This window comes from Streptomyces sp. KL116D, assembly GCF_030766975.1.
Lineage (GTDB): Bacteria > Actinomycetota > Actinomycetes > Streptomycetales > Streptomycetaceae > Streptomyces > Streptomyces longispororuber_A.
Genome location: NZ_JASERH010000100.1, coordinates 1 through 24,339, shown reverse-complemented (window position 1 = coordinate 24,339; position 24,339 = coordinate 1). Strand labels below are relative to the sequence as shown.

The 24,339-nt window shown below is 71.6% G+C and carries 23 protein-coding genes; 19 read left to right on the top strand and 4 right to left on the bottom strand.

Annotated elements, in window-relative coordinates:
- Nucleotides 1-430 precede the first annotated feature (430 nt).
- Nucleotides 431-1,876, top strand: a complete 1,446-nt coding sequence (locus tag RBJ77_RS39800; protein ID WP_372349430.1) for an aldehyde dehydrogenase family protein — start codon at nucleotides 431-433, stop codon at nucleotides 1,874-1,876.
- Nucleotides 1,877-2,101: 225 nt separating this feature from the next.
- Nucleotides 2,102-4,051, top strand: a complete 1,950-nt coding sequence (locus RBJ77_RS39795; protein WP_372349429.1) for an acyl-CoA dehydrogenase family protein — start codon at nucleotides 2,102-2,104, stop codon at nucleotides 4,049-4,051.
- A gap of 6 nt (nucleotides 4,052-4,057) precedes the next feature.
- Here RBJ77_RS39795 and RBJ77_RS39790 read toward each other — a convergent pair whose 3' ends face one another.
- Nucleotides 4,058-4,984, bottom strand: coding sequence for a LysR family transcriptional regulator (locus tag RBJ77_RS39790; protein ID WP_372349428.1), 927 nt, complete (start codon nucleotides 4,982-4,984; stop codon nucleotides 4,058-4,060).
- A 177-nt stretch (nucleotides 4,985-5,161) separates the two neighbouring features.
- Here RBJ77_RS39790 and RBJ77_RS39785 point away from each other — a divergent pair, with 177 nt between their 5' ends.
- The 13 genes from RBJ77_RS39785 to RBJ77_RS39725 all read left to right on the top strand — a co-directional run bounded on the left by RBJ77_RS39785 (nucleotide 5,162) and on the right by RBJ77_RS39725 (nucleotide 19,782).
- Complete coding sequence (locus RBJ77_RS39785; RefSeq protein WP_372349427.1) at nucleotides 5,162-6,046, top strand: SDR family oxidoreductase; 885 nt, start codon at nucleotides 5,162-5,164, stop codon at nucleotides 6,044-6,046.
- A gap of 83 nt (nucleotides 6,047-6,129) precedes the next feature.
- Nucleotides 6,130-7,416, top strand: a complete 1,287-nt coding sequence (dxr, locus tag RBJ77_RS39780; RefSeq protein WP_372349426.1) for a 1-deoxy-D-xylulose-5-phosphate reductoisomerase — start codon at nucleotides 6,130-6,132, stop codon at nucleotides 7,414-7,416.
- Nucleotides 7,413-8,714, top strand: a complete 1,302-nt coding sequence (locus RBJ77_RS39775; protein ID WP_372349425.1) for an RIP metalloprotease — start codon at nucleotides 7,413-7,415, stop codon at nucleotides 8,712-8,714. Before dxr ends, RBJ77_RS39775 begins: the two co-directional genes overlap by 4 nt.
- Before the next feature lie 156 nt (nucleotides 8,715-8,870).
- Nucleotides 8,871-10,028 (top strand): flavodoxin-dependent (E)-4-hydroxy-3-methylbut-2-enyl-diphosphate synthase, encoded by a 1,158-nt coding sequence (ispG, locus tag RBJ77_RS39770; protein WP_255981730.1) that lies wholly within the window; start codon nucleotides 8,871-8,873, stop codon nucleotides 10,026-10,028.
- A 325-nt stretch (nucleotides 10,029-10,353) separates the two neighbouring features.
- Nucleotides 10,354-11,202, top strand: coding sequence for a GNAT family N-acetyltransferase (locus RBJ77_RS39765; RefSeq protein ID WP_372349424.1), 849 nt, complete (start codon nucleotides 10,354-10,356; stop codon nucleotides 11,200-11,202).
- A gap of 123 nt (nucleotides 11,203-11,325) precedes the next feature.
- Nucleotides 11,326-12,039 (top strand): DUF1684 domain-containing protein, encoded by a 714-nt coding sequence (locus tag RBJ77_RS39760; RefSeq protein ID WP_372349423.1) that lies wholly within the window; start codon nucleotides 11,326-11,328, stop codon nucleotides 12,037-12,039.
- A 43-nt stretch (nucleotides 12,040-12,082) separates the two neighbouring features.
- A complete protein-coding gene (locus RBJ77_RS39755; protein WP_372349422.1) occupies nucleotides 12,083-13,606 on the top strand; it encodes an ABC transporter substrate-binding protein in 1,524 nt (507 codons plus the stop codon).
- Between the two features lie 10 nt (nucleotides 13,607-13,616).
- Nucleotides 13,617-14,585: an ABC transporter permease gene (locus tag RBJ77_RS39750; protein ID WP_372349421.1), complete on the top strand. Its 969-nt coding sequence runs from the start codon at nucleotides 13,617-13,619 to the stop codon at nucleotides 14,583-14,585.
- A complete protein-coding gene (locus tag RBJ77_RS39745; protein ID WP_372349420.1) occupies nucleotides 14,582-15,409 on the top strand; it encodes an ABC transporter permease in 828 nt (275 codons plus the stop codon). Before RBJ77_RS39750 ends, RBJ77_RS39745 begins: the two co-directional genes overlap by 4 nt.
- The gene (locus tag RBJ77_RS39740) at nucleotides 15,406-16,218 is read left to right on the top strand and encodes an ATP-binding cassette domain-containing protein (protein WP_372349419.1); all 813 of its coding nucleotides are present in this window, start codon (nucleotides 15,406-15,408) and stop codon (nucleotides 16,216-16,218) included. Before RBJ77_RS39745 ends, RBJ77_RS39740 begins: the two co-directional genes overlap by 4 nt.
- Complete coding sequence (locus RBJ77_RS39735; protein WP_372349418.1) at nucleotides 16,215-16,988, top strand: ABC transporter ATP-binding protein; 774 nt, start codon at nucleotides 16,215-16,217, stop codon at nucleotides 16,986-16,988. The genes RBJ77_RS39740 and RBJ77_RS39735 overlap by 4 nt, the downstream gene beginning before the upstream one ends.
- A 456-nt stretch (nucleotides 16,989-17,444) precedes the next feature.
- Nucleotides 17,445-18,008: a GNAT family N-acetyltransferase gene (locus tag RBJ77_RS39730; RefSeq protein ID WP_372349417.1), complete on the top strand. Its 564-nt coding sequence runs from the start codon at nucleotides 17,445-17,447 to the stop codon at nucleotides 18,006-18,008.
- 73 nt (nucleotides 18,009-18,081) lie between these two features.
- Nucleotides 18,082-19,782 (top strand): proline--tRNA ligase, encoded by a 1,701-nt coding sequence (locus RBJ77_RS39725; RefSeq protein WP_372349416.1) that lies wholly within the window; start codon nucleotides 18,082-18,084, stop codon nucleotides 19,780-19,782.
- Nucleotides 19,783-19,920: 138 nt separating this feature from the next.
- Here RBJ77_RS39725 and RBJ77_RS39720 read toward each other — a convergent pair whose 3' ends face one another.
- From RBJ77_RS39720 to RBJ77_RS39710, 3 genes are read right to left on the bottom strand one after another with little or no spacing between them, the layout of a single operon-like run.
- Entirely contained in the window at nucleotides 19,921-20,823 is a 903-nt protein-coding gene (locus tag RBJ77_RS39720; RefSeq protein ID WP_372349415.1) for an aminoglycoside phosphotransferase family protein, read from the bottom strand.
- 27 nt (nucleotides 20,824-20,850) lie between these two features.
- Nucleotides 20,851-21,342 carry a ferritin-like domain-containing protein gene (locus tag RBJ77_RS39715; RefSeq protein ID WP_372349414.1) on the bottom strand — a complete coding sequence of 164 codons (492 nt, stop codon included), beginning with the start codon at nucleotides 21,340-21,342 and terminating at the stop codon, nucleotides 20,851-20,853.
- Nucleotides 21,343-21,374: 32 nt separating this feature from the next.
- Nucleotides 21,375-21,848 carry a hypothetical protein gene (locus RBJ77_RS39710; RefSeq protein WP_372349413.1) on the bottom strand — a complete coding sequence of 158 codons (474 nt, stop codon included), beginning with the start codon at nucleotides 21,846-21,848 and terminating at the stop codon, nucleotides 21,375-21,377.
- Nucleotides 21,849-22,036: 188 nt separating this feature from the next.
- Here RBJ77_RS39710 and rimP point away from each other — a divergent pair, with 188 nt between their 5' ends.
- From rimP to RBJ77_RS39690, 4 genes are all read left to right on the top strand, one after another.
- Complete coding sequence (gene rimP, locus RBJ77_RS39705; protein ID WP_372349412.1) at nucleotides 22,037-22,546, top strand: ribosome maturation factor RimP; 510 nt, start codon at nucleotides 22,037-22,039, stop codon at nucleotides 22,544-22,546.
- Between the two features lie 2 nt (nucleotides 22,547-22,548).
- Entirely contained in the window at nucleotides 22,549-23,547 is a 999-nt protein-coding gene (gene nusA, locus RBJ77_RS39700; RefSeq protein ID WP_255981455.1) for a transcription termination factor NusA, read from the top strand.
- 100 nt (nucleotides 23,548-23,647) lie between these two features.
- Nucleotides 23,648-23,926: a YlxR family protein gene (locus RBJ77_RS39695; protein WP_372349411.1), complete on the top strand. Its 279-nt coding sequence runs from the start codon at nucleotides 23,648-23,650 to the stop codon at nucleotides 23,924-23,926.
- 146 nt (nucleotides 23,927-24,072) lie between these two features.
- The coding region (locus RBJ77_RS39690) for a translation initiation factor IF-2 N-terminal domain-containing protein (protein ID WP_372349410.1) at nucleotides 24,073-24,339 on the top strand (267 nt) is incomplete at its 3' end.

The window sequence follows — 24,339 nt, the reverse complement described above, 5'->3', positions numbered from 1 at the left end:
CGCGGGCCTCGTCGTGGTTGCTCGCGCAGTTCCCCGCGCCCCTGAGATGCGCACCTGCGGTGCGGCATCTCCCCGCCGGGGGAAGGCGCGACTGCGGGTCTCGTCGTGGCTGGTCGCGCAGTTCCCCGCGCCCCTGAGATGCGCACCTGCGGTGCGGCATCTCCCCGGCGGGGGAAGGCTGCGCGCAGCGCATGCCTTCCAGGGGCGCGGGGAACTGCGCGAGAAGCCCCACCGGGCCGCAGAACACGACGAGAGCTCCGCCCGGCAGTACCTGGGGGCGCGAGAAGCCCCACCGGCGCGCCGCGCGTACGCCATAGCGTCGAAGCGGGAGCGGGGAATCACTCCACCCCGGCCAAACCGCCCCCACCCGGCGGAGCCCTACCGTGGTCCTCGTAGAAGCCCACGTACACGGAGAGGCCGGTAGACCGACATGACCGCCACCCACGCTTTCTGGCTCGCCGGCCGCCAGGCCACCGGGGACGAGACGTTCGACGTCCACAACTCCTACGACGGCCGACTCGTCGGCACCGTCGCCGTCCCGACCGAGGCCCAGGTCGAGGAGGCCGTCGCCGCCGCCCACGCCGTGGTCGACGAGTTCGCCGCGACCCCGGCCCACGTACGGGCCAAGGCGCTGAACCACGTCGCCGACCGCCTCACCGAGCGCACCGAGGAGATCGCCCAGCTGATCTCCGCCGAGAACGGCAAGCCGATCAAGTGGGCCCGCGGCGAGGTCGGCCGCGCGGTCTCCGTGTTCCGGTTCGCCGCCGAGGAGGCCCGCCGCTGGAACAGCGGTGACGCCCAGCGCCTCGACACCGACGCCGGCGGCCAGGGCCGTCTCGCGCTCACCCGCCGCATCCCCAAGGGCGTCGTCCTCGGCATCGCGCCGTTCAACTTCCCGCTGAACCTGAGCGCCCACAAGGTCGCCCCGGCCATCGCCGTCGGCGCCCCGATCATCCTCAAGCCGGCCCCGGCGACCCCGATCTCCTCCCTGATCCTGGGCGAGCTGCTCGCCGAGACCGACCTCCCGGCCGGCTCGTGGTCCGTCCTCACCGTGCCGAACGACCGGATGCCCGCCCTCGTCCAGGACGAGCGCCTCCCGGTCATCTCCTTCACCGGTTCGGGCCCGGTCGGCTACGCGATCATGGACAGCGTCCCGCGCAAGCACTGCACCCTGGAGCTCGGCGGCAACGGCGCGGCGGTCGTCCTCGCCGACTACGCCTCCGACAAGGACCTCGACTGGGCGGCGACCCGCATCGCCACCTTCTCCAACTACCAGGGCGGCCAGTCCTGCATCTCGGTGCAGCGCGTCATCGCCGACGCCGCCGTCTACGACCGGCTGCTGCCGAAGGTCGTCGCCGCCGTCGAGGCGCAGGTCACCGGTGACCCGGCCGACGACGCCACCGACGTCGGCCCGCTGGTCAGCGAGGACGCCGCCAAGCGCGTCGAGGCGTGGGTGACCGAGGCCGTCGACGCCGGCGCCACGCTCCTCGCGGGCGGCAAGCGGGACGGCGCCACCTACGCGCCGACCGTCCTCGCCGACGTGCCGGCCGACGTCACCATCTCCTGCGAGGAGGTGTTCGGCCCCGTCCTCACCGTGAAGAAGGTGGACGGCGAGGCCGAGGCGTTCGCCGCCGTCAACGACTCCAAGTACGGCCTCCAGGCGGGCGTGTTCACGCACGACCTGCAGACCGCCTTCCGTGCCCACCGCGCCCTCGAGGTCGGCGGCGTCGTGGTCGGCGACGTGCCGTCCTACCGCGCCGACCAGATGCCGTACGGCGGCGCCAAGCAGTCCGGCGTCGGCCGTGAGGGCGTGCGGTACGCGATGGACGACTACACCTACGAGCGGGTCCTCGTCCTGACGGGCCTCGCCCTCTGACGGATCCCCGCACACCGGCGCGCGGCCCGTCCCGCGCGCCGGTCCGAAACGACGGCCTGAGCCCACTGTGCGGGGGCTCAGGCCGTTCTCGTACGCGGACCGGATCCGGCGCGGGTCCGCGCACGAGGGCTGGTCGACATGCCCGTTATCGGGTACATACGATCGAGTAGCACCGGTCGGTAATGAGCCGGGCCGGTGGACCCGACGCGCGGCGAGGTGAACCTCATGTCCGCACCATCCCCCGCACCACAGCACCAGGCGAAGGTCTCCGAACGGGAGGCCAGGCAGGTCGCCGAGGCCGCCCGAGAGCAGGACTGGCGCAAGCCCAGCTTCGCCAAGGAACTCTTCCTGGGCCGGTTCCGGATCGATCTGATCCACCCGCACCCGCTGCCCGCCGACGAGGACGCGCAGCGCGGCGAGGAGTTCCTGGCGAAACTGCGCGACTTCTGCGAGACGGAGATCGACTCGGCCCGCATCGAGCGCGAGGCACGCATCCCCGACGAGACGATCAACGGGCTCAAGGAGCTCGGCGCGCTCGGCATGAAGATCGATACGAAGTACGGCGGCCTGGGCCTGACGCAGGTCTACTACAACAAGTCGCTCGCGCTGGTCGGTTCGGCGAGCCCGGCCCTCGGCGCGCTCCTGTCGGCGCATCAGTCGATCGGCGTACCGCAGCCGTTGAAGCTGTTCGGCACGCAGGAGCAGCGGGACGAGTTCCTGCCGCGCTGCGCCCGTACCGACATCAGCGCGTTCCTGCTGACCGAACCCGACGTCGGCTCCGACCCGGCGCGCCTGGCCACCACCGCCGTGCCCGACGGCGACGACTACGTCCTGGACGGCGTGAAGCTGTGGACGACGAACGGCGTGGTCGCCGACCTCCTCGTCGTCATGGCGCGGGTCCCGAGGTCCGAGGGCCACAGGGGCGGCATCACCGCGTTCGTGGTGGAGGCGGCCGCCGAGGGCATCACCGTCGAGAACCGCAACGCCTTCATGGGCCTGCGCGGCCTGGAGAACGGCGTCACCCGCTTCCACCAGGTCCGGGTCCCCGCCGCGAACCGCATCGGACCCGAGGGCGCCGGCCTCAAGATCGCGCTCACCACGCTGAACACCGGCCGCCTCTCGCTGCCCGCCATGTGCGTGGGCGCGGGCAAGTGGTCTCTGAAGATCGCCCGCGAGTGGTCGGCGGAGCGCGAGCAGTGGGGCAAGCCGGTCGCGTTCCACGAGGCGGTCGGCGCGAAGATCTCCTTCATCGCGGCGACCACGTTCGCCCTGGAGGCGGTCGTCGACCTGTCCAGCCAGATGGCGGACGAGGACCGCAACGACATCCGCATCGAGGCCGCCCTCGCCAAGCTCTACGGCTCCGAGATGGGCTGTCTGATGGCCGACGAACTCGTCCAGATCCGCGGCGGCCGCGGCTTCGAGACGGCCGAGTCGCTGGCCGCCCGCGGCGAGCGCGCCGTCCCCGCCGAGCAGGTCCTGCGCGACCTGCGCATCAACCGGATCTTCGAGGGCTCGACGGAGATCATGCACCTGCTGATCGCCCGCGAGGCCGTCGACGCCCACCTGTCCGTGGCGGGCGACCTGATCGACCCCGACAAGTCCCTGACGGACAAGGCGAAGGCGGGCGCCAAAGCGGGCGGCTTCTACGCGCGCTGGCTGCCGAAGCTGGTCGCGGGCCCCGGCCAACTCCCGCGCTCCTACGCCGAGTTCCACCCGGAAGGCCACCGCGACCTGTCCCCGCACCTGCGCTACGTGGAGCGGTCGGCGCGCAAACTCGCCCGCTCCACCTTCTACGCCATGTCCCGCTGGCAGGGCCGGATGGAGACCAAGCAGGGCTTCCTCGGCCGCATCGTCGACATCGGCGCCGAACTGTTCGCGATGAGCGCGGCCTGCGTGCGCGCCGAACTCCTGCGCACCACCGAGGACCACGGCCGCGAGGCCTACCAGCTCGCCGACGTCTTCTGCCGCCAGGCCAGGATCCGCGCCGACGAACTCTTCGACCGGCTGTGGACGAACACGGACGACGTCGACCACAAGGTCGTCAAGGGCGTGCTCGGCGGCGCCTACACCTGGCTGGAGCAGGGCGTCGTCGACCCGAGCGGCGAAGGCCCCTGGATCGCCGACGCGTCCCCAGGACCCTCGAAGCGGGAGAACGTGCACCGCCCCATCCGCTGACCCCGGCTACCGCCCGGGCCCGGTCAGCCGGGCCCGGGCGCAGCTCCGGAAGTCCGCCACGAGGCGCCCCCGGTCGCCCGCCCGGGACGCCAGCACGACATGGCTCGGTTCGACGCCCGCCAGCGGGACGGGGACGACGTCGGGCCGCATGGTGTGGGACAGCGCCCCCACCGCCGCGATCGCCAGCGCCCGCCCGTCCGCGACGAGTTCGAGCTTGTCCTCGATCACGTCGATGACCGGCCCGTCCGGTGCCCGCGACCCGTCGGGCCGCGGATCGATGCGCCAGAACGCGTCCCACTCCGGGTTGCCCGCCATCCGCGGCAGCGGCTCGCCCGCGATGTCGTCGACGGTGACGGACTCCCGGCCCGCGAGCCGGTGCCCGGCCGGGACGAGCAGCACCCGCGGTTCGTCGTAGAGCACCGCCACGTCCAACCCGTCGGTGGGGAACGGCAGTCGGGCCACCGCCACGTCCACGCGATGGTCGAGCAGCGCGGCCCGCGTCTCGTTCCACGCCAGGTGCACCGCCTGTACGTCGGCGTCGGGATGGCGCCGGCGCAGCTCGCGCACCACCGGGGTCACGATGGCCCCCGTGATGAACCCGACCGTGAGGCGGCTCGGTTCGGCGGCCGCCCTGGTCTGCGCCGCGGCCTGCGCGGCGGACCGCAGCAGCGCCTTCGCGCGGGGCAGGAAGACCTCCCCGGCCCCGGTCAGCCGGCTGCCCTGCGGCGTCCGGTCGAGCAGCCGCGCCCCCAACTGCTGTTCAAGGCGCCGGATCTGCCGGCTCAGGGACGGCTGCGTGGTGTGCAGGGCGTCGGCGGCCCGCCCGAAGTGCCCGTGCTCCGCGACCACGGTGAAGTAGCGCACCAGCCGCAGGTCGAGGTCGGGCGGGGCTGGAAGCGCGGGGAGAGCAGGGGGAGCGGCGGGCTCGGGCATACGGCCAGCGTATGCCCACTCGTCAGGAGGCGAGCGGTGAATGTATGTGTGACCTGGAGTGATGCCTGAACCGTATTGCGCGATGCGGAACAGGCTTTGGACGCGCCGGGGCCCGCTCCGAACGATGGAGGCAGGAAAACGACCGCATCGAGCACACCGCACCGACAGGAGCGCACCATGCGTGTATTCGTCACAGGGGCCACCGGATTCGTCGGGTCGGCCGTGGCCCGCGAACTCCTCGGGGCCGGGCACCGGGTCGTCGGCCTGGCCCGGTCCGACCGGGCCGTCACCGCGCTGACGGCCGCCGGCGTGGAGCCGTACCGGGGCTCGCTCGACGACCCGGACGGCCTCGCCGCCGCGGCGAAGGACAGCGACGGCGTCCTCCACCTCGCGTTCGACCACAGCTTCACCGACCACGCCGCCGCGGCCGTCGCCGACCTGCGGGTCGTCGAGTCCATGGGCGCGGCGCTCGAAGGGACGGACAAGCCGTTCGTCGTCACCTCCGCCCTCCAGCTGGCGCCCGGCCGCCTCGGCACCGAGGACGACCCGATGAAGTCCGGCGCCTCCCGCGGCGCCACCGAGGACGCCACGCTGGCCCTCGCCGGCCGCGGCGTGCGCTCCGTGGTGCTCCGGCTCGCGGCGTCCGTGCACGGCCGCGGCGACCACGGCTTCGTACCCCGGCTGATCGAGATCGCCCGGGAGCGGGGCGCCGCGGCGGTGATCGGGGACGGCGCCAACACCTGGCCCGCGGTGCACGTCTCGGACGCGGCCCGTCTGTACCGCCTGGCCCTCGACGCGGCCCCGGCGGGCACCCGGCTGCACGCCGTCGCCGAACGGGGCGTGCCGCTGCGCGCCGTCACCGAGGCCGTCGCCCGCGGGCTGGACGTCCCGTTCGTGGAGCTCACCGCGGAGCAGGCGCCCGCCCACTTCGGCTGGATCGCCCCCTTCGTCGCGCTCGACGTCCAGGCGTCGAGCGACCGGACCCGCGCGCTCCTGGACTGGCGGCCCACGGGGACGACGCTCCTGGCCGACCTGGCGGAGGACCACTACTTCGCACCGTGAGGCGGGCCACCCGCCCGACGGCGAACAGGCGATCGGGCGGGACACCTGTCCGCCGCACGGCGACCGCACGCAAGAATGGGGGAATGACCGACAGCCCCGCCAGTCCTGCCAGCCCATCCCCCCTCGCGGACCCGCACCTCGTCTTCGACCCGGCCCCCGACACCGCGCCCCGGGACATCGTCGTCCTCGGCAGCACGGGTTCCATCGGTACGCAGGCGATCGACCTCGTCCTGCGCAATCCGACCCGGTTCCGGGTCACGGCGCTGAGCGCGGCGGGCGGCCGCGTCGCTCTCCTGGCCGAGCAGGCGCACCGGCTGCGCGTCCGGACCGTCGCCGTGGCCCGCGAGGACGTCGTACCCGCGCTGCGCGAGGCCCTCGCCGAGCAGTACGGCCCCGGCGAGGCGCTCCCCGAGATCCTCGCGGGGCCGGACGCCGCCACCGAGGTCGCGGGCCGTGGCGACTGCCACACCGTGCTCAACGGCATCACCGGTTCCATCGGCCTGGCGCCCACGCTCGCCGCCCTGCGCGCGGGCCGCACGCTCGCCCTGGCCAACAAGGAGTCGCTGATCGTCGGCGGCCCGCTCGTCAAGGCGATCGCGAAGCCGGGCCAGATCATTCCGGTCGACTCGGAGCACGCGGCGCTCTTCCAGGCGCTCGCCGCGGGCACCCGCGCCGACGTCCGCAAGCTCGTCGTCACCGCGTCCGGCGGCCCGTTCCGCGGCCGGACCAAGGCGGACCTGGCGGACGTCACCGTCGAGGACGCCCTCGCGCACCCCACCTGGGCGATGGGCCCGGTCATCACCATCAACTCGGCGACCCTGGTCAACAAGGGCCTGGAGGTCATCGAGGCGCACCTCCTCTACGACATCCCGTTCGACCGCATCGAGGTGGTCGTCCACCCGCAGTCGTACGTGCACTCCATGGTCGAGTACGTCGACGGGTCCTCCATCCTCCAGGCGACGCCGCCCGACATGCGCGGCCCGATCGCCATCGGCCTCGGCTGGCCCGAACGGATTCCCGACGCGGCCCCGGCTTTCGACTGGTCGAAGGCGTCGAGCTGGGAGTTCTTCCCGCTCGACAACGACGCGTTTCCTTCGGTGGGGCTCGCCCGGCACGTGGGGGAGCTCGCGGGCACGGCTCCGGCGGTGTTCAATGCCGCCAACGAGGAGTGCGTGGACGCCTTCCTGAAGGGCGCCCTGCCGTTCAACGGCATCATGGAGACCGTCACCCGGGTCGTCGAGGAACACGGCACACCGGGATCGGGAACTTCCCTGACCGTCGCGGACGTCCTCGAAGCGGAGACCTGGGCACGCGCCCGGGCCCGTGAACTGACGCTGACGGACAAGGCAGCCGCGGAGGCTCGTGCATGACGACCTTGATGATGATCCTCGGCATAGTCGTCTTCGTGGTGGGCCTGCTCGTCTCCATCGCCTGGCACGAGCTGGGCCACCTGTCGACGGCGAAGCTCTTCGGCATCCGCGTCCCGCAGTACATGGTCGGCTTCGGCCCGACCATCTGGTCGCGCAAGAAGGGCGAGACCGAGTACGGCGTCAAGGCGATCCCGCTCGGCGGCTACATCCGGATGATCGGCATGTTCCCGCCCGGCGCCGACGGCAGGATCGAGGCCCGCTCGACCTCGCCGTTCCGCTCGATGGTGGAGGACGCGAGGGCCGCGGCCTTCGAGGAGGTCAAGCCCGGCGACGAGACCCGGCTCTTCTACACGCGCAAGCCGTGGAAGCGCGTCATCGTCATGTTCGCCGGACCGTTCATGAACCTGGTCCTGGCGGTCGGGCTGTTCCTCACGGTCCTGATGGGCTTCGGCGTGACCCAGCAGACCAACGTGGTCAGCTCCATCTCGCCGTGCATCATCAAGGCCAGCGAGCACCGCGACACCTGCAAGAAGACGGACGACGAGTCCCCGGCGAAGGCCGCGGGCCTGCAGGCCAAGGACAAGATCGTCTCGTTCGCCGGGGTCGGCACGGACAAGTGGAACACCCTGTCCGACGAGATCCGCAGGAGCGCGGGCAAGACGGTCCCGATCGTGGTGGAGCGGGACGGTCAGCAGAAGACCCTCACCGCGAAGATCGCCACGAACCAGGTGCCCAAGAAGGACGCGAGCGGGCAGATCGTCGACGGGTACACCACGGCCGGCTGGCTCGGCTTCACCGCCGCCACCGGCGTGGTGCGCCAGGACTTCGGCGACTCCGTGACCTGGATGACCGACCGGGTCGGCGACGCGGTCGACTCCATCGTCGCGCTCCCGGCGAAGATCCCCGCGCTCTGGGACGCGGCGTTCGGCGACGGCCCGCGCGAGCAGGACTCCCCGATGGGCGTGGTCGGCGCGGCCCGGGTCGGCGGCGACATCGCCGCGCTCGACATCCCCGCCACCCAGAAGCTGGCGATGTCGCTGATGCTGGTCGCGGGCTTCAACCTGTCGCTGTTCCTGTTCAACATGCTGCCGCTGCTCCCGCTCGACGGCGGGCACATCGCCGGCGCCCTGTGGGAGTCGCTGCGGCGGAACGTGGCGCGCGTCTTCCGGCGTCCCGACCCGGGCCCGTTCGACGTCGCGAAGCTCATGCCGGTCGCCTACGTGGTGGCGGGAATCTTCGTCTGCTTCACGATTCTGGTACTGATCGCCGACGTTGTTAACCCGGTGAGAATCTCCTGATCGCACGGCATTCACGGCGGCCGGACACCCTGTGTGTCCGGCCGTCCACCTTTGAGTGGAGTTGCGGGGCGCGATGTGCTGGGGCGCGCGCCGGTGACGTAATCTCGGAAGCCTCTGGACTCGATCCTCGATCCACACCTTGGGGTTGCACAGCAGATGACTGCGATTTCACTCGGCATGCCGGACGTACCGACCAAGCTCGCCGAGCGGCGCAAGAGCCGGCAGATCCAGGTCGGCACGGTCGCCGTGGGCGGTGACGCCCCGGTCTCGGTGCAGTCGATGACGACGACGCGCACCTCGGACATCGGCGCCACGCTCCAGCAGATCGCCGAGCTGACCGCGTCCGGCTGTCAGATCGTGCGTGTGGCGTGCCCCACGCAGGATGACGCCGACGCGCTGCCCGTCATCGCCAGGAAGTCGCAGATCCCGGTGATCGCCGACATCCACTTCCAGCCGAAGTACGTCTTCGCCGCCATCGAGGCGGGCTGCGCCGCGGTCCGGGTGAACCCGGGCAACATCAAGCAGTTCGACGACAAGGTCAAGGAGATCGCCAAGGCGGCGAAGGACCACGGCACCCCGATCCGCATCGGCGTGAACGCGGGCTCCCTGGACCGCCGGCTGCTCCAGAAGTACGGCAAGGCGACCCCCGAGGCCCTCGTCGAGTCGGCCCTCTGGGAGGCGTCGCTCTTCGAGGAGCACGACTTCCGCGACATCAAGATCTCGGTGAAGCACAACGACCCGGTGGTCATGGTCAACGCCTACCGGCTGCTCGCCGAGAAGTGCGACTACCCCCTCCACCTCGGCGTCACCGAGGCCGGCCCCGCCTTCCAGGGCACGATCAAGTCGGCCGTCGCCTTCGGCGCGCTGCTCTCCGAGGGCATCGGCGACACGATCCGCGTCTCCCTGTCGGCCCCGCCGGTCGAGGAGATCAAGGTCGGCAACCAGATCCTGGAGTCGCTGAACCTCAAGCCCCGCCGCCTGGAGATCGTCTCCTGCCCGTCCTGCGGCCGCGCCCAGGTCGACGTGTACAAGCTGGCCGAGGAGGTCACGGCGGGCCTCGACGGCATGGAGGTCCCGCTGCGCGTGGCCGTCATGGGCTGTGTCGTGAACGGTCCGGGCGAGGCCCGCGAGGCCGACCTCGGCGTCGCGTCCGGCAACGGCAAGGGCCAGATCTTCGTCAAGGGCGAGGTCATCAAGACCGTGCCCGAGTCGAAGATCGTGGAGACGCTGATCGAGGAGGCGATGAAGATCGCCGAGCAGATGGAGAAGGACGGGGTGGCCTCCGGCGAGCCTTCTGTGGCCGTGGCGGGCTGATCCGCAGGTTTCGCGCGCGCTCGTCCGCCGGGTTCTGCCCGGTGGGCGGGCGCGCGTCTCGTTGTGGCCGGTCGCGTAGTTCCCCGCGCCCCTGAAGGCATGCGCTGCGCGCAGCCTTCCCCCGCCGGGGAGATGCCGCCCGGAGGGCGTGCCTCTCAGGGGCTCGGGGCTGTGTCATGGGCGGCTCCGCCGCGGGGCGCGACCAGCCCCCACCGGACCCGCACCCGCCCACCCCACAGAGCACGGCAGACCCGGAGGCGGGGCGGCGCAAAGCACCGGCAGGTACAGTGCGGAGATCAGCAGCCCAGCCAAAAAGGCCCCGCACGTGTTGACTCAGACCACCACCCGGGTCCTCGAACCGAGTGACCTCGACGCAGCGCTCGCCGTACTCGACCGCGAGCCGGTCGCCAATGCCTTCGTGACGGCCCGCGTCAGCCTCGCGGGCCTCGACCCGTGGCGGCTCGGCGGCGAGATGTGGGGCTGGTACGAGGACGGCATGCTGCAGTCGCTCTGCTACGCGGGCGCCAACCTCGTCCCGATCTGCGCCACCGACCGCGCCGTCCGCGGCTTCGCCGACCGCGCCCGCAGGGCCGGCCGCCGCTGCTCGTCCATCGTCGGCCCGGCCGAGCCCACCGCCCAGCTGTGGCGGCTGCTCGAACCGAGCTGGGGCCCGGCCCGCGAGGTCCGCGCCCACCAGCCCCTGATGGTCACCGACCGGCTCTCCGCCGACGTCGCCCCCGACCCGTACGTGCGCCGGATCCGCAAGGACGAGATGGACACGATCATGCCGGCGTGCGTGGCGATGTTCACCGAGGAGGTCGGCGTCTCGCCGATGGCCGGGGACGGCGGACTGCTGTACCAGGCGCGGGTGGCCGAACTGGTCGGCTCGGGGCGCTCGTTCGCCCGCCTCGACGAGCACGGCAAGGTCGTCTTCAAGGCGGAGATCGGCGCCGCGACCGAGCACGCCTGCCAGATCCAGGGGGTGTGGGTGGCGCCCGAGTACCGCGGCCGCGGCCTCGCCGCCCCCGGCATGGCGGCCGTCCTGCGCTATGCGCTCGCCGACGTCGCCCCCGTCGTCAGCCTCTACGTCAACGACTTCAACACCCCGGCCCGCGCCGCGTACCGGCGCGTGGGGTTCCAGGAAGTCGGCGCGTTCATGAGCGTCCTGTTCTAGGACGCTCCGCCCGTTTCGTGTGGTGCCCGTCTCATCTCTTTAACGGGGTTTGACATTAGTGAGTCTTATGAACCATAAAGGTACTGCTTTGGTTCAAGGTTCACTGACTGTAGGTGCCACACGATGTCTGATTCCGGTTCCGGCATAGCCGCCTGGCAGGACTGGCGTGCCGACCGGCACCGGTCCGTCACCGCTCCCACCGGCAACCTCGCCCTCGTCGAGACCCGCTGGCTGCCGCCGGGCGAGACGCCCGACCTCGACGCCGCCCGCGCGGGACAGCCCGGCACCGTCACGGTCACCACCCTCGAACGCACCGACATGATCACCGGCGCCCCCGAGCACGGCCTGCGCTTCTGGGACGCGGACTCCCAGGCCGTCCGGGACTTCGAGCGCATCGACGTCTTCCCGTACGACCCGGCCTGGGTCCTCGACGCCACGTACACGCCCGTCGAGGGCGCCCGCACGGTCTCCTTCGAGCACCTGCGGGACAACGGCGGCACCCGCGAGAAGGTCGTCCCCGGTGACATCGCCCTGACCGTCGACGGCACCGACTACACGCTCTCCGCGTTCGACGACGACGGCACGCTGCTGCTCGTCTTCGGTGACCCGACGAACGGCGACACCACGTACGGCGCCGGCCGCTTCCTCTTCGTGGAACACACGGGGGAGGGGCGCGTACGCCTCGACTTCAACCGGGCCTTCGTGCCCCCGTGCGGCTTCTCCGATCAGTACAACTGTCCGATGCCGCCGCGGCAGAACCGCTTCCACCTGCCCGTCGAGGCGGGCGAGAAGCTCCCGGTCCTCCGCGGTGGCGCCGCCGGCAGCACCGCCCACTGATCAGTCTCCCCGCACCCTCCTGCGCACGACGTAAGGCCCCCTCATGAACTTCCCCAAGAAGCCCCTGTCCGCCGGTGTGCTCACCGTCGCCCTCGCCGTGACGCTCGCCGCCTGCGGCGGTGGCGGCGGCTCGGCCTCCGGCTCCGGCAGCGGCAGCTACGACAAGGACGCCACCGTCGGCGTCGGCTCCCTCTACGAGCCGCAGAACCTCGACAACACCGGCGGCGGCGGCCAGGGCGTCACCGAGGCCCTCAACGGCAACGTCTACGAGGGCCTCTTCAAGCTCACCGACGACGGCAAGGTCGAGAAGCTCCTCGCCGACGACTACAAGGTCAGCGGCGACGGCCTCACCTACACCTTCACCCTCCGCGACGGGGTGAAGTTCCACAGCGGCAAGGCGCTCAGCAGCAAGGACGTCAAGTACAGCCTGGAGAAGGTGCTCGCGAAGGACTCCCAGTCCGCGCGCAAGGCCAACCTCGAGGTCATCAAGGACATCGCCACCCCCGACGCGAAGACCGTCAAGGTCACGCTGTCGAAGAAGTCGATCTCCTTCGTCTACAACCTCTCGTACGTCTGGATCATCAACGCCGACGCGAAGAACCTGAAGACGACCGAGGACGGCACCGGCCCGTACCAGCTGGACAAGTGGACCCGCGGCTCCGCCCTCAGTCTCGACCGGTTCGCCGGCTACTGGGGCTCCGCCGCCAAGAACAAGCAGGTCGTCTTCCACTACTACAAGGACGCGACCGCCCTCAACAACGCGCTCCTGACGAACGCCGTCGACATCGTCACCAGCGAGCAGTCCCCGGACGCCCTCGACCAGTTCAAGTCCAACCAGAACTACAAGGTCAACGACGGCGACTCCACCACCAAGCTGCTCCTCGCCTTCAACGACAAGGCCAAGCCCTTCACGGACGTCAAGGTCCGCCGGGCCGTCTCCGCCGCCATCGACGACAAGAAGCTCCTCGAATCCGTCTGGGGCGGCTACGGCAAGGAGATCGGGTCGATGGTGCCGCCCACCGACCCCTGGTACGAGGACCTGACGGACGTCAACGCGTACGACACCGCCAAGGCCAAGAAGCTGCTGAAGGAAGCGGGCTACGCGAAGGGGTTCGCGTTCACGCTCGACACCCCGAACTACGACCCGCACCCCACCGCCGCCACCTTCATCAAGTCGCAGCTCGCCAAGGTCGGCATCACCGTCAAGATCAACACGATCACGCCCGACGAGTGGTACACGAAGGTCTACAAGAACCACGACTTCTCGGCCACGCTCCAGGAGCACGTCAACGACCGCGACCTCGTCTGGTACGGCAACCCCGACTTCTACTGGGGCTACGACGACAAGCAGGTCACCCAGTGGGTCGAGCAGGCCGAGGAGGCCGCCACCACCAAGGAGCAGACCGACCTCCTGAAGAAGGTCAACCGCAAGACCGCCGAGGACGCGGCCAGCGACTGGCTCTACCTGTATCCGCAGATCGTCGTCGCGAACACGAAGCTGTCGGGCTACCCGCTCAACGGCCTCAACTCGCAGTTCTTCGCGTACGACATCAAGAAGAGCAGCTGACGCCCCGGCCATGCTCAGATACCTCCTGCGGAGGCTGGTGTTCCTGCTGGTCTCCCTCGTCCTCGCGAGCATCGTGCTGTTCGTGCTGCTGAGGATGCTGCCCGGCGACCCGGCGAACGCGCTCACCTCGGTGGGCGCCTCGCCGGAGCAGATCGCCGCGGCCCGGCACTCCATCGGCTCCGACAAGCCGCTGCCCGAGCAGTTCACCCACTGGATCGGGCAGCTGGCGAGCGGTGACCTCGGCACGTCCTTCGTGTCGTCGCTGCCGGTCGGGCCGGAGGTGTCGCAGCGCCTGAACGTGACGGTGCCGCTGACCCTGTCCGCGTTCGTGCTCGCCGTCCTCGTCGCCGTACCGGCCGGATTCGTGGCCGCGTACAAGCGACGCACCTGGTACGGGGCGCTGCTCAGCGGCGTCTCCCAACTCGGCATCGCCGTCCCGGTGTTCTGGCTCGGCATGATCCTCATCGCCGTCTTCGCGCTGAACGCCGGCTGGCTGCCCTCGGGCGGCTTCCCGCAGGACGGCTGGGACACCCCCGGCGAGGCGATCAGAGCCCTCGTCCTGCCGGTGGTCACCGTGGCGCTCGTGATGTCGGCGTCCCTCATCCGCTACGTACGGTCGGCGACGCTCGACGTCCTCGACAGCGAGTACCTGCGCACCGCGCGGGCGCTCGGCTCGTCGTTCGGACGGGCCATGTGGCGGCACGGCCTGCGCAACGCGTCCGTGCCGGTCATCTCGATCCTCGGCATCGAACTGGCCTCCACCCTGCTCGGCGCCGTCGTCGTCGAGTCCGTGTTCGCGCTGCCGGGGCTCGGCTCCCTGCTCGCCACCGGGATCGCCCAGCACGACTACCCGGTGATCCAGGGCGTGCTGTTCGTGTCGACGTTCGGAGTGCTGATCATCGGGTTCGTGGCCGACCTCGTCCAGCGGCTCGTCGACCCGCGACTGCGCGGGCGGCTCTCGGGCGGAGGTGCGCGATGAAGCGTCGCTCCTCCCTGACGCTGTGGACCGGCGCGGTGTTCGCCGGACTCGTCGTGCTGCTCGCCCTCGTCTCCCTGTTCTGGCTGCCCTACGACAGCGACGACACGTCCGGCGGCCGGCTCGCCGGTCCCGGCGGCGGCCACCTGCTCGGCACCGACAAGCTGGGCCGCGACCTGTTCACCCAGCTCATGACCGGCTCCCGGATCGCCCTCCAGGCGGGCCTCGGCTCGGTCGCGGTGGCGGCCCTGCTCGGCGTCACGCTCGGCCTGCTCGCCGCGTTCGCGCAGGGCTGGTTCGACGACACGCTCTCCGCGCTGCTCGACATCCTCATCGCGTTCCCGACGCTGCTGCTCGCCATGCTGATCGTCGCCGCGCGCTCGGCCACGCTCGGCTCCGCGATCCTCGCGATCGGGCTCGCCCAGAGCGCCGTCGTCGCCCGGCTGACCCGGATCCTCGTCAAGCGCGTCCTGGCGCAGGACTACATCACGGCGTCCCGCACGTCCGGCACGACCTGGCCGCGGATCGTGGCCGGCCACGTCCTGCCCAACATCTGGCCGACGCTCGCCGTGAACCTGGCGCTCCAGTTCGGCCTCGCCGTGCTGGCCGAGGCGGGACTGTCCTACCTCGGCCTCGGCGCCCCGCCGCCGAACGCCTCGTGGGGCCGGATGCTCCAGGAGGCCCAGGCGACGTTCACGACGGCACCCGCGGGCGCGCTCGCCCCCGGCGTGCTGCTCGTCCTGCTGGTGATCGGCGTCAACCTGGTCGCGGACGGCCTGCGCGACGTGCTCGACCCGACGGCACGGAAGGACAGGGCCGCCGCATGACCGGACCACTGCTCACCGTGGACGGCCTGACCGTCCGCACCGGCGCCGGACGCGAGCTGGTGTCCGGCCTCGGCTTCGAGATCGCGCCCGGCGAACGCCTCGGCCTGATCGGCGAATCCGGCTCCGGCAAGTCCCTGACGACCCTGGCCGTGCTCGGCCTGCTGCCCGCCGGGATGACGGTGACCGGCAGCGTACGGCTCGACGGCACCCAGATCGTCGGCGCGAGCGAGAAGACCCTCGTGGGCGTGCGCGGCCGGAGCGCGGCCGTCGTCTTCCAGGAGCCGCTGACGGCCCTCGACCCGCTGATGCGGGTGGGCAGGCAGATCGCCGAACCGCTGCGCAGACGGCGGGACCTGAAGGGCGCGGCCCTCAAGGCGGCGGTGGCGGACCTGCTGGAACAGGTCAGGCTGCCCGACCCGGGCCGTATCGCCCGCGCCTTCCCGCACGAGATCTCCGGCGGGCAGCGCCAGCGCGTCGCCCTCGCCATGGCCCTCGCCTGCGACCCGGCGCTGCTCGTCGCCGACGAGCCGACGACGGCGCTCGACGTCACGGTGCAGGCCGAGATGCTCGAACTCATCGACGGGCTGGTGCGCGAACGCGGCATGGCCGTGCTCTTCGTCAGCCACGACCTGGCCGTGGTGGCCCGGGTGACCGACCGGGTGCTCGTCATGAAGGACGGCCGCGCCGTCGAGTCCGGCGCCGTCACCGACGTCGTACGGGCGCCGCGCGAGGCGTACACGCGGGCGCTGGTGGACAGCGCGCGGCAACTGGAAGCGGCGCTCGACCTGGACCTCGGAGGTGCGCGATGACGAGCCCTGTACTGGAACTGGACACCGTGTCCTACGCGTACCGGGGCGCCGCCGCCCCCGTCGTCACGGACGTCTCGGTGGCGGTCGGGACCGGCCAGAGCCTGGCCCTCGTCGGCGAGTCCGGCGCGGGCAAGACGACGCTGCTGCGGATGCTGCTCGGGCTCGCCCGGCCGACGTCCGGCGCCGTCCGCTTCGACGGGGACGAGCTGCGGCCGCGCGACCGTACGCAGATGAAGGCGTTCCGGCGGAGCGTGCAGTGCGTCTTCCAGGACCCGTACGCCTCGCTGGACCCGCGCCAGCGGGTGCGGCGGATCGTCGCCGAACCGCTGCGCTCGCTCGGCGTCGCGACCGGCGACGACGCCGGCCGGCGGGTCGCCGACGCCCTCGAACGCGTCGGGCTCCCGGCCGACGCGGGGGAGCGCTACCCGCACGAGTTCTCCGGCGGCCAGCGCCAGCGCATCGCCATCGCGCGGGCGACCGTGTGCGACCCGCGCGTACTGCTCGCCGACGAACCCGTCTCGGCGCTCGACGTCACGACGCGCGTCAAGGTCGTCGACCTCCTCGCCGAACTCAAGGAGACGGCGGGCCTGACCATCGTGATGGTCTCCCACGACCTGTCGGTCGTCGCCGCCCTGTGCGAACGCACCGCCGTACTGGACCGTGGCCGGGTCGTCGAATCGGGCCCCACCCCGAAGGTCCTGGGCGCCCCCGCCCACCCGTACACCCGCCGCCTGCTGTCCAGCGTCCCGAGACTGCCCGCGGCGACCTGAACGTCGGGCGGGGCCGGGCCCGCAGGGGCCACCGACCTGACGCGCCGCGCCGGTCGGCACCCGCTGAACGACGCGCCGTGCCCGCCGCCCGCCCCCTCCCGACCGAGGAGACTCCGCCCCCTCGACCCCGTCGGGACCGCGGCGCATCCCACACCGCCCTGCCGCCTGCCGCCGGGCATGCCCCCCGCCAGCAGCGGCCGACCCCCGCCCCGCCCCCGCCTTGGGCAATCTGCCGCCTGGGGCGGCAGGGTGGGCAAGGCGGCCCCCGGTGCCGCGCAACCGTCGATGCGTCGTCGGCCACGGCACCCGTGGCGAGAGCCCGGTCCCGCGCACCCCACAGTGCGGTCGCACACCCCGGTGGCCCAGGCCGGCCCACGGCCCAGCGCCACGGGAACCGTTGACCCCGGCCCCGGCCACCCGTACAGCCGACCGGGCGCCCCGGGGTACCCTCCCCGCATGCCGCACCCGAACCGGATGGACGACAACGCCGTCACCATCGGCCCCCTCGACCTGCGCACCCGCGTGGACGAGGCCCTCGCCGTCCAGGCGTACGCCTTCGGGCTCAGTGACGACGAGATCGCGGTACGGCGGCAGATCGTGCTGCGGCACATCACCTACCCGGGAGCCCGCTCCCTGGGCGCCACCACCGACACCGGCCGCCTCGTCGGCTTCGTCTACGGCATGCCGAACGACCGCACCCACTGGTGGTCCACGGTCGTCGAGCCGTACCTGCGCGCCCGCGGCACCGACCACTGGCTCGACGACTCCTTCGTCATCACGGAGCTGCACGTCCACCCCGGCTACCAGAACCGCGGCATCGGCCGCACCCTCATCACCACGATCACCGACGGCGCCGCCCAGCCCCGCTCGATCCTCTCCGCGATCGACTTCGAGAGCCCGGCCCGCGGCCTGTACCGCTCCCTCGGCTACGACGACCTGGCCCGCCAGGTCCTCTTCCCCAGCGCCCCGAAGCCGTACGCGGTGATGGGCGCACCCCTCCCGCTGCGCCGCAACCACTGAACCGATTTCCGGCCGCCCGGCCCACCCGGCTAACCTCCTGCACATCACCCTTTCGCAGCAGGAGCAAACAATCATGGCCAAGGTCCAGGTCCAGCGCATGTCCCGCTTGATGGTGAAGACGCTGCGCGACGACCCGGCGGACGCCGAGGTGCTCAGCCACAAGCTCCTCGTCCGCGCCGGTTTCGTGCGCCGCACGGCCGCCGGCGTCTGGTCCTGGCTGCCGCTCGGCAAGAAGGTCCTCGCCAACGTCGAGCGCATCGTCCGCGAGGAGATGGACGAGATGGGCGGCCAGGAGGTCACCCTCCCCGCCCTGCTGCCCAAGGAGCCCTACGAGGCCACCAACCGCTGGACCGAGTACGGCGCCGAGCTGTTCCGCCTGAACGACCGCAAGGGCGGCGACTACCTCCTCGGCCCCACCCACGAGGAGATCTTCACCCTCCTGGTCAAGGACCAGTGCACGTCCTACAAGGACCTGCCGGTCGTCCTCTACCAGATCCAGACGAAGTACCGCGACGAGGCCCGCCCCCGCGCCGGCATCCTGCGCGGCCGCGAGTTCCTGATGAAGGACTCGTACTCCTTCGACCTGGAGGACGAGGGCCTCGCCAAGTCCTACGCGCTGCACCGCGCCGCGTACCAGAAGATCTTCGCCCGCCTCGGCCTCGACTACCGCATCTGCGCCGCCACCGCGGGCGCCATGGGCGGCTCGAAGTCCGAGGAGTTCCTGGCCCCGGCCGCGGCCGGCGAGGACACCTTCGCCGACTGCCCGAACTGCGACTACGCCGCCAACACGGAGGCCGTCTCCTTCGCGCTCAAGGCCGTCGACGCCACGGACGTGCCCGCGCTCGAGGAGATCCCGACCCCCGACACCCCGACCATCGAGACGCTCGCCGCGCACCTCGACGTCCCGGCGTCGGCGACCCTGAAGAACCTGCTTGTGAAGGTCGACGGCGAGATCGTCGCCGTCGGCGTCCCCGGCGACCGCGAGGTCGACATGGACAAGGTCGAGGCCCACTTCGCCCCGGCCGCCGTCGAGCTGGTGACGGCCGAGGACTTCGAGGGCCGTGACGACCTGGTCCGCGGTTACGTCGGTCCGCAGGGCCTGGAGAAGGTCCAGTACATCGCCGACCCGCGCGTCGCCCCCGGCACCGCCTGGATCACCGGCGCCAACAAGGAAGGCCTGCACGCCAAGAACGTCGTCGCGGGCCGCGACTTCGAGGTCGACGCGTACGTCGACGTCGTCGTCGTCCAGGAGGGCGACCCGTGCCCGAACTGCGGCACCGGCCTCAAGCTGGACCGCGCCATCGAGATCGGCCACATCTTCCAGCTCGGCCGCAAGTACGCCGACGCCTTCCAGCTCGACGTGCTCGGCCAGAACGGCAAGCCGGTCCGCGTGACCATGGGCTCGTACGGCATCGGCGTCTCGCGCGCCGTCGCCGCCCTCGCCGAGCAGCACGCCGACGACAAGGGCCTGATCTGGCCCGAGGAGATCGCCCCCGCCGACGTCCACGTCGTGGCCGCGGGCAAGGCCCTCCAGACCGAGCTGGCCCTGGAGGTCTCCGACCTGCTGGCCGAGGCCGGCGTCCGGGTCCTGGTCGACGACCGCCCGGGCATCTCGCCCGGCGTGAAGTTCACCGACTCCGAGCTGATCGGCGTCCCGAAGATCCTGGTGGCGGGCCGCCGCAGCGGCGACCGCGTCCTCGAACTGAAGGACCGCCGCACCGGCGAGCGCGAGGAGCTCACGGTCGAGGAGGCCGTGGCCCGCCTCACCGCCTAGAGCCCGTCCCGGCGTCACCGCCGGCTCACGGTTCTCACGGTCGCCCCGCAGCCCGGCTGCGGGGCGACGCCCTTTTCTCGCCTGGCCTAGCGCCTGGTTCTCGCCCGGTTCCGCGCGACGGGACGCGCCGGGGCGCCGCTACAGCCAGCCGGCGAACTCCAGCAGGTTCTCCCCGTCCCGCTCACGCCCCACCCGCAGCGCCCTGACCCCCGACTCCACGGCCCGGAACAGCGTCCAGCCCCGCAGCCGCGCCTGGTCCACCTCCAGCGACTCCGCGAGCCGCTTGACCCGCCTGCGCGTGATCGCGGGCCCCGACGGCGACCCGATCAGATCCTCCACCCGGTCCCGCACCAGCCGCGCCAGATCGAACGCGCACTCGCCCACCACCGGGTCCGGCCCCACCGCGAGCCACGGCATCCGCTCGCCCTGCAGCACCTTGCTCTGCCGGAACGTGCCGTGCAGCAACCGGAGTTCGGGCGGCGCCGCCACCAGCTCGTCCCGCGCCTCGAGCGCCGCGTCGACCAGCGGCGCGACGTCGGGGAAGGACTCGACGGACGCCCGCATGGCGACGGCCTGCCGCCCCGTCCGCTCCGGCACCGTCTCGCAGTTGCGCCCGGCCGGCGGGTCCACCCACAGCCGCCGCAGCGTCCCCGCCGCCTCCAGGAGCGCCTTCGCCTCGGGCAGCGTCCGTACGGACACCTCGGGGTGCAGCCGCTCCAGGAGCAGCGCCCCGTCGTTCACGCCCGGATCGAGCAGCCGGACCGCCCCGAACCCGTCCCAGTGCGTCAGCGCCGCCCGCTCCGCCTCCGGCCGGAACCGCTCGGGCGCCAGCTTCAGGACCGCGGGGGAGCCGTCCGCCCGCCGCACGTGGGCGACCAGGCTGCTGCGTCCGCCGGGCACGTGCACCCGCTCGACGCTCACCTCGCGCCGGGCCGCCGCGTCGTCGAGCAGCGCACCGACCCGGCCGAGCCACGCGGACGCCCCGTCGTCGCGCACCTCGCCGAGCGCGTTCACCAGACGCGTGGGCGGTTCGAAAGCCATGCGCGAGGATTCCCTTCCGAAGACTGCTTACGTGCGGGGCGTCACCGAGGAAGCCGAGGCCGATGCGGACGGCACCGCGGCCCGTTCGGTGAGCCCAGGGAAGGCTACGCTGCCGCCGCGCCACCGCACCGCGCGCACCGCGGCCTCCCGCAGCGCGTCCGCCGCGGCCCGGCGCCGGTCACCGCTCGCCGCCCGCACGAGATCCGAGTACGCCCCGCCGATCTTGTCCTCGATGTCGGCCGCGAGCCGCGCCGCCGCCGCCGAGTCCGGCACCGGGAACGGCAGCGCGTACGCCCCCGCCGACTCCTCCGGGGTGCCGCCGAGGTCGCGGACGGTGCGCCGCAGGTCGTCGCGGCGGGCCCGGTGCGCGTCGTAGGCGGTCTTCGCCTCGTCCCTGCGGCCCTCGCGGATCCGGCCGCCGACCACCCCGTAGCCGTAGACCGCCGCGTGCTCGGCGCGCAGCGCCGCCTGCACCGCGGCGAGCAGCGCGTTGCCCGTGCCGTCAGCCATGTTGGTCATGTCCGTGCTACCGATGTTGTCGGCCACTTCGATCAGTCCTCCGCCAGCAGATACGCGTGCCCGGCCCCGGCCGCCGCCACCGACGCGAGCAGCCGCGCCGCCTCGGCGGGCGCGTCGACCAGCGTCGTCATGCGCCGGTCCGACAGCGTCCGCTCCGCCGCCGCCAGCGCCCTGAGCACGTCCTTCTCGGCCACCGGCGGCGTGGAGGGCGACGTCGACGCGGACGGCCTGGCCGCCCCGCCGAACGCCTTCACGTGCCGTTCGACCTCGTCCCGCAGCGGGTTCAGCCGGGCCGCGAGGGACGGCACGGCCGCCAGCGCCTCGTCGTACTGCCCGAGCAGATCCGCGCTCGCCCGCGCCTCCCGCGCCTTGAGCCGCTTCTCCTGGGAGACGGACGGCGCACCCTGCCCGCCCTCGGCACCCTCGTCGGAGCCGCCCGAGCAGCCCGTGAGGAGCGCGGCACCGGCCAGCGACGCGAGCAGGGTCCTGCGGGAAGTGAGTGACACGGCGGACGTCCTCGGCAGAAAGGGTCGGGAAACGATTCAGCGGGATGAGCGGGGGGTGACCGAAGATCACCGTACAGTCGGCCCCTTCCGGGTGGACGGCAACACCCCCCTGGACCGGATACCCTTTGACCTGACGCGCAAGGACAGTCAGCAACCACAACAGCACACGCGGCCGAGGAGTCACCCGGATGAGCACCACCCAGAACGAGAGGCTGCGGGAACTACTGGAACCGCTCGTCAGCTCACAGGGGCTCGATCTCGAAGAGATCGAAGTGGCCTCGGTAGGACGCAAGCGTGTGCTGCGTGTCGTCGTGGACTCCGACGAGGGTGCCGACCTGGACGCGATCGCCGATGTGAGCCGCGCGCTCTCGGCGAAGCTCGACGAGACGGACGTCATGGGCGACGGCGAGTACGAGCTGGAGGTCGGCACGCCGGGCGCCGAGCGCCCGCTGAGCGAGCACCGCCACTACGTCCGCGCCGTCGACCGCCTGGTGAAGTTCACGTTGAAGGACGACGCCGAGCTGGTCGCGCGCATCCTCACGGTCGACGACGCCGGTCTCGACCTCGAAGTACCGGGCGTGAAGGGCCGCAAGGCCACCGCCCGCCGGCTCGACTTCACGGACATCGCCAAGGCGCGCGTCCAGGTCGAGTTCAACCGCAAGAACAAGAACGACGCTCAAGAAGTAGAGGAGGCGTAGCCGTGGACATCGACATGAGTGCCCTGCGGGGTCTGGTCCGGGAGAAGGAGATCTCCTTCGATCTGCTGGTCGAGGCGATCGAGTCGGCCCTCCTCATCGCCTACCACCGCACCGACGGCAGCTTCCGCCGTGCCCGCGTGAAGCTGGACCGCGAGAGCGGCCACGTGACGGTGTGGGCGACGGAGGACCCGGCGGACCTCGAAGAGGGCCAGGAGCCCAAGGAGTTCGACGACACCCCGTCCGACTTCGGCCGGATCGCCGCCACCACCGCGAAGCAGGTCATCCTGCAGCGGCTGCGCGACGCCGAGGACGACGCGACGCTCGGCGAGTACGCGGGCCGCGAGGGCGACATCGTCATGGGCGTGGTCCAGCAGGGCCGCGACCCGAAGAACGTGCTGGTCGACATCGGCAAGCTGGAAGCCATCCTGCCGGTGCAGGAGCAGGTGCCGGGCGAGGAGTACCCGCACGGGATGCGCCTGCGCTCGTACGTGGTGCGCGTGGCCAAGGGCGTCCGCGGTCCGTCCGTGACCCTGTCCCGCACCCACCCGAACCTGGTGAAGAAGCTCTTCGCGCTCGAGGTGCCGGAGATCGCCGACGGCAGCGTCGAGATCTCGGCCATCGCCCGCGAGGCCGGCCACCGCACCAAGATCGCGGTCCGGTCGACCCGGAGCGGACTCAACGCCAAGGGCGCGTGCATCGGTCCCATGGGCGGGCGCGTGCGCAACGTCATGGGTGAGCTCAACGGCGAGAAGATCGACATCGTCGACTGGTCGGACGACCCGGCGGAGATGGTCGCGAACGCGCTGTCCCCGGCCCGCGTCTCGAAGGTCGAGATCGTCGATCTCGGTGCCCGGTCCGCCCGCGTGACCGTTCCCGACTACCAGCTGTCGCTCGCCATCGGCAAGGAGGGGCAGAACGCCCGCCTGGCCGCCCGCCTCACCGGCTGGCGCATCGACATCCGCCCGGACACCGAGCAGCCGGGGTCCGGGTCCGGGGAATAAATCCGGGCGCTGTGCGCTTGGATCACGACAGTATGTAACGAGTGGCCGTTCGATTTTTGCCCCAAAGGGGTGAGGTCGGTGCGGGGAGGTAGACTAAACCGTGTCTGGCCGGACGCACGCCCGCGCCTGCCCTGAGCGAACCTGCGTGGGTTGCCGGGAGCGAGCGGCCAAGAGCGATCTGCTGCGGATCGTGGTGATCGAGGGCGAATGCGTCCCCGATGATCGCGGTACGCTGCCCGGCCGGGGTGCCTATGTGCATCCCGCCCAGGTCTGTCTCGACCTGGCGGTCCGCCGCCGGGCGTTCCAGCGGGCGTTCAAGGCCCCTGGACCGTTCGACACGGAGGCGCTTCGCCACCGAGTCGAGCAGGCAACACCGTAAGAAGCGCCGTGCGGAACCCCCGTGCGGCCCTGGTACCCCGCGAGTTGGAAGTAGGTCGAGATTGCGATGAGCACTCGATGAGCACGCGATGAGTACGCCCATGAAGTAGCGACGGTCCGGCGTAACCCGGACCTAAAAGGAGCGAAGTGGCTAAGGTCCGGGTATACGAACTCGCCAAGGAGTTCGGCGTGGAGAGCAAGGTCGTCATGGCCAAGCTCCAAGAACTCGGTGAATTCGTACGTTCGGCGTCCTCGACGATCGAGGCGCCGGTTGTACGCAAGTTGACTGATGCCCTGAATCAGGGCAATGGCGGCAAGTCCGCCGCGAAGAAGGCCGCGCCTGCGAAGCCCGCAGCGCCGCGCCCCACCCCTTCCCCCGCGCAGGCCGCGAAGCCTGCCGCCCCGCGCCCGCCG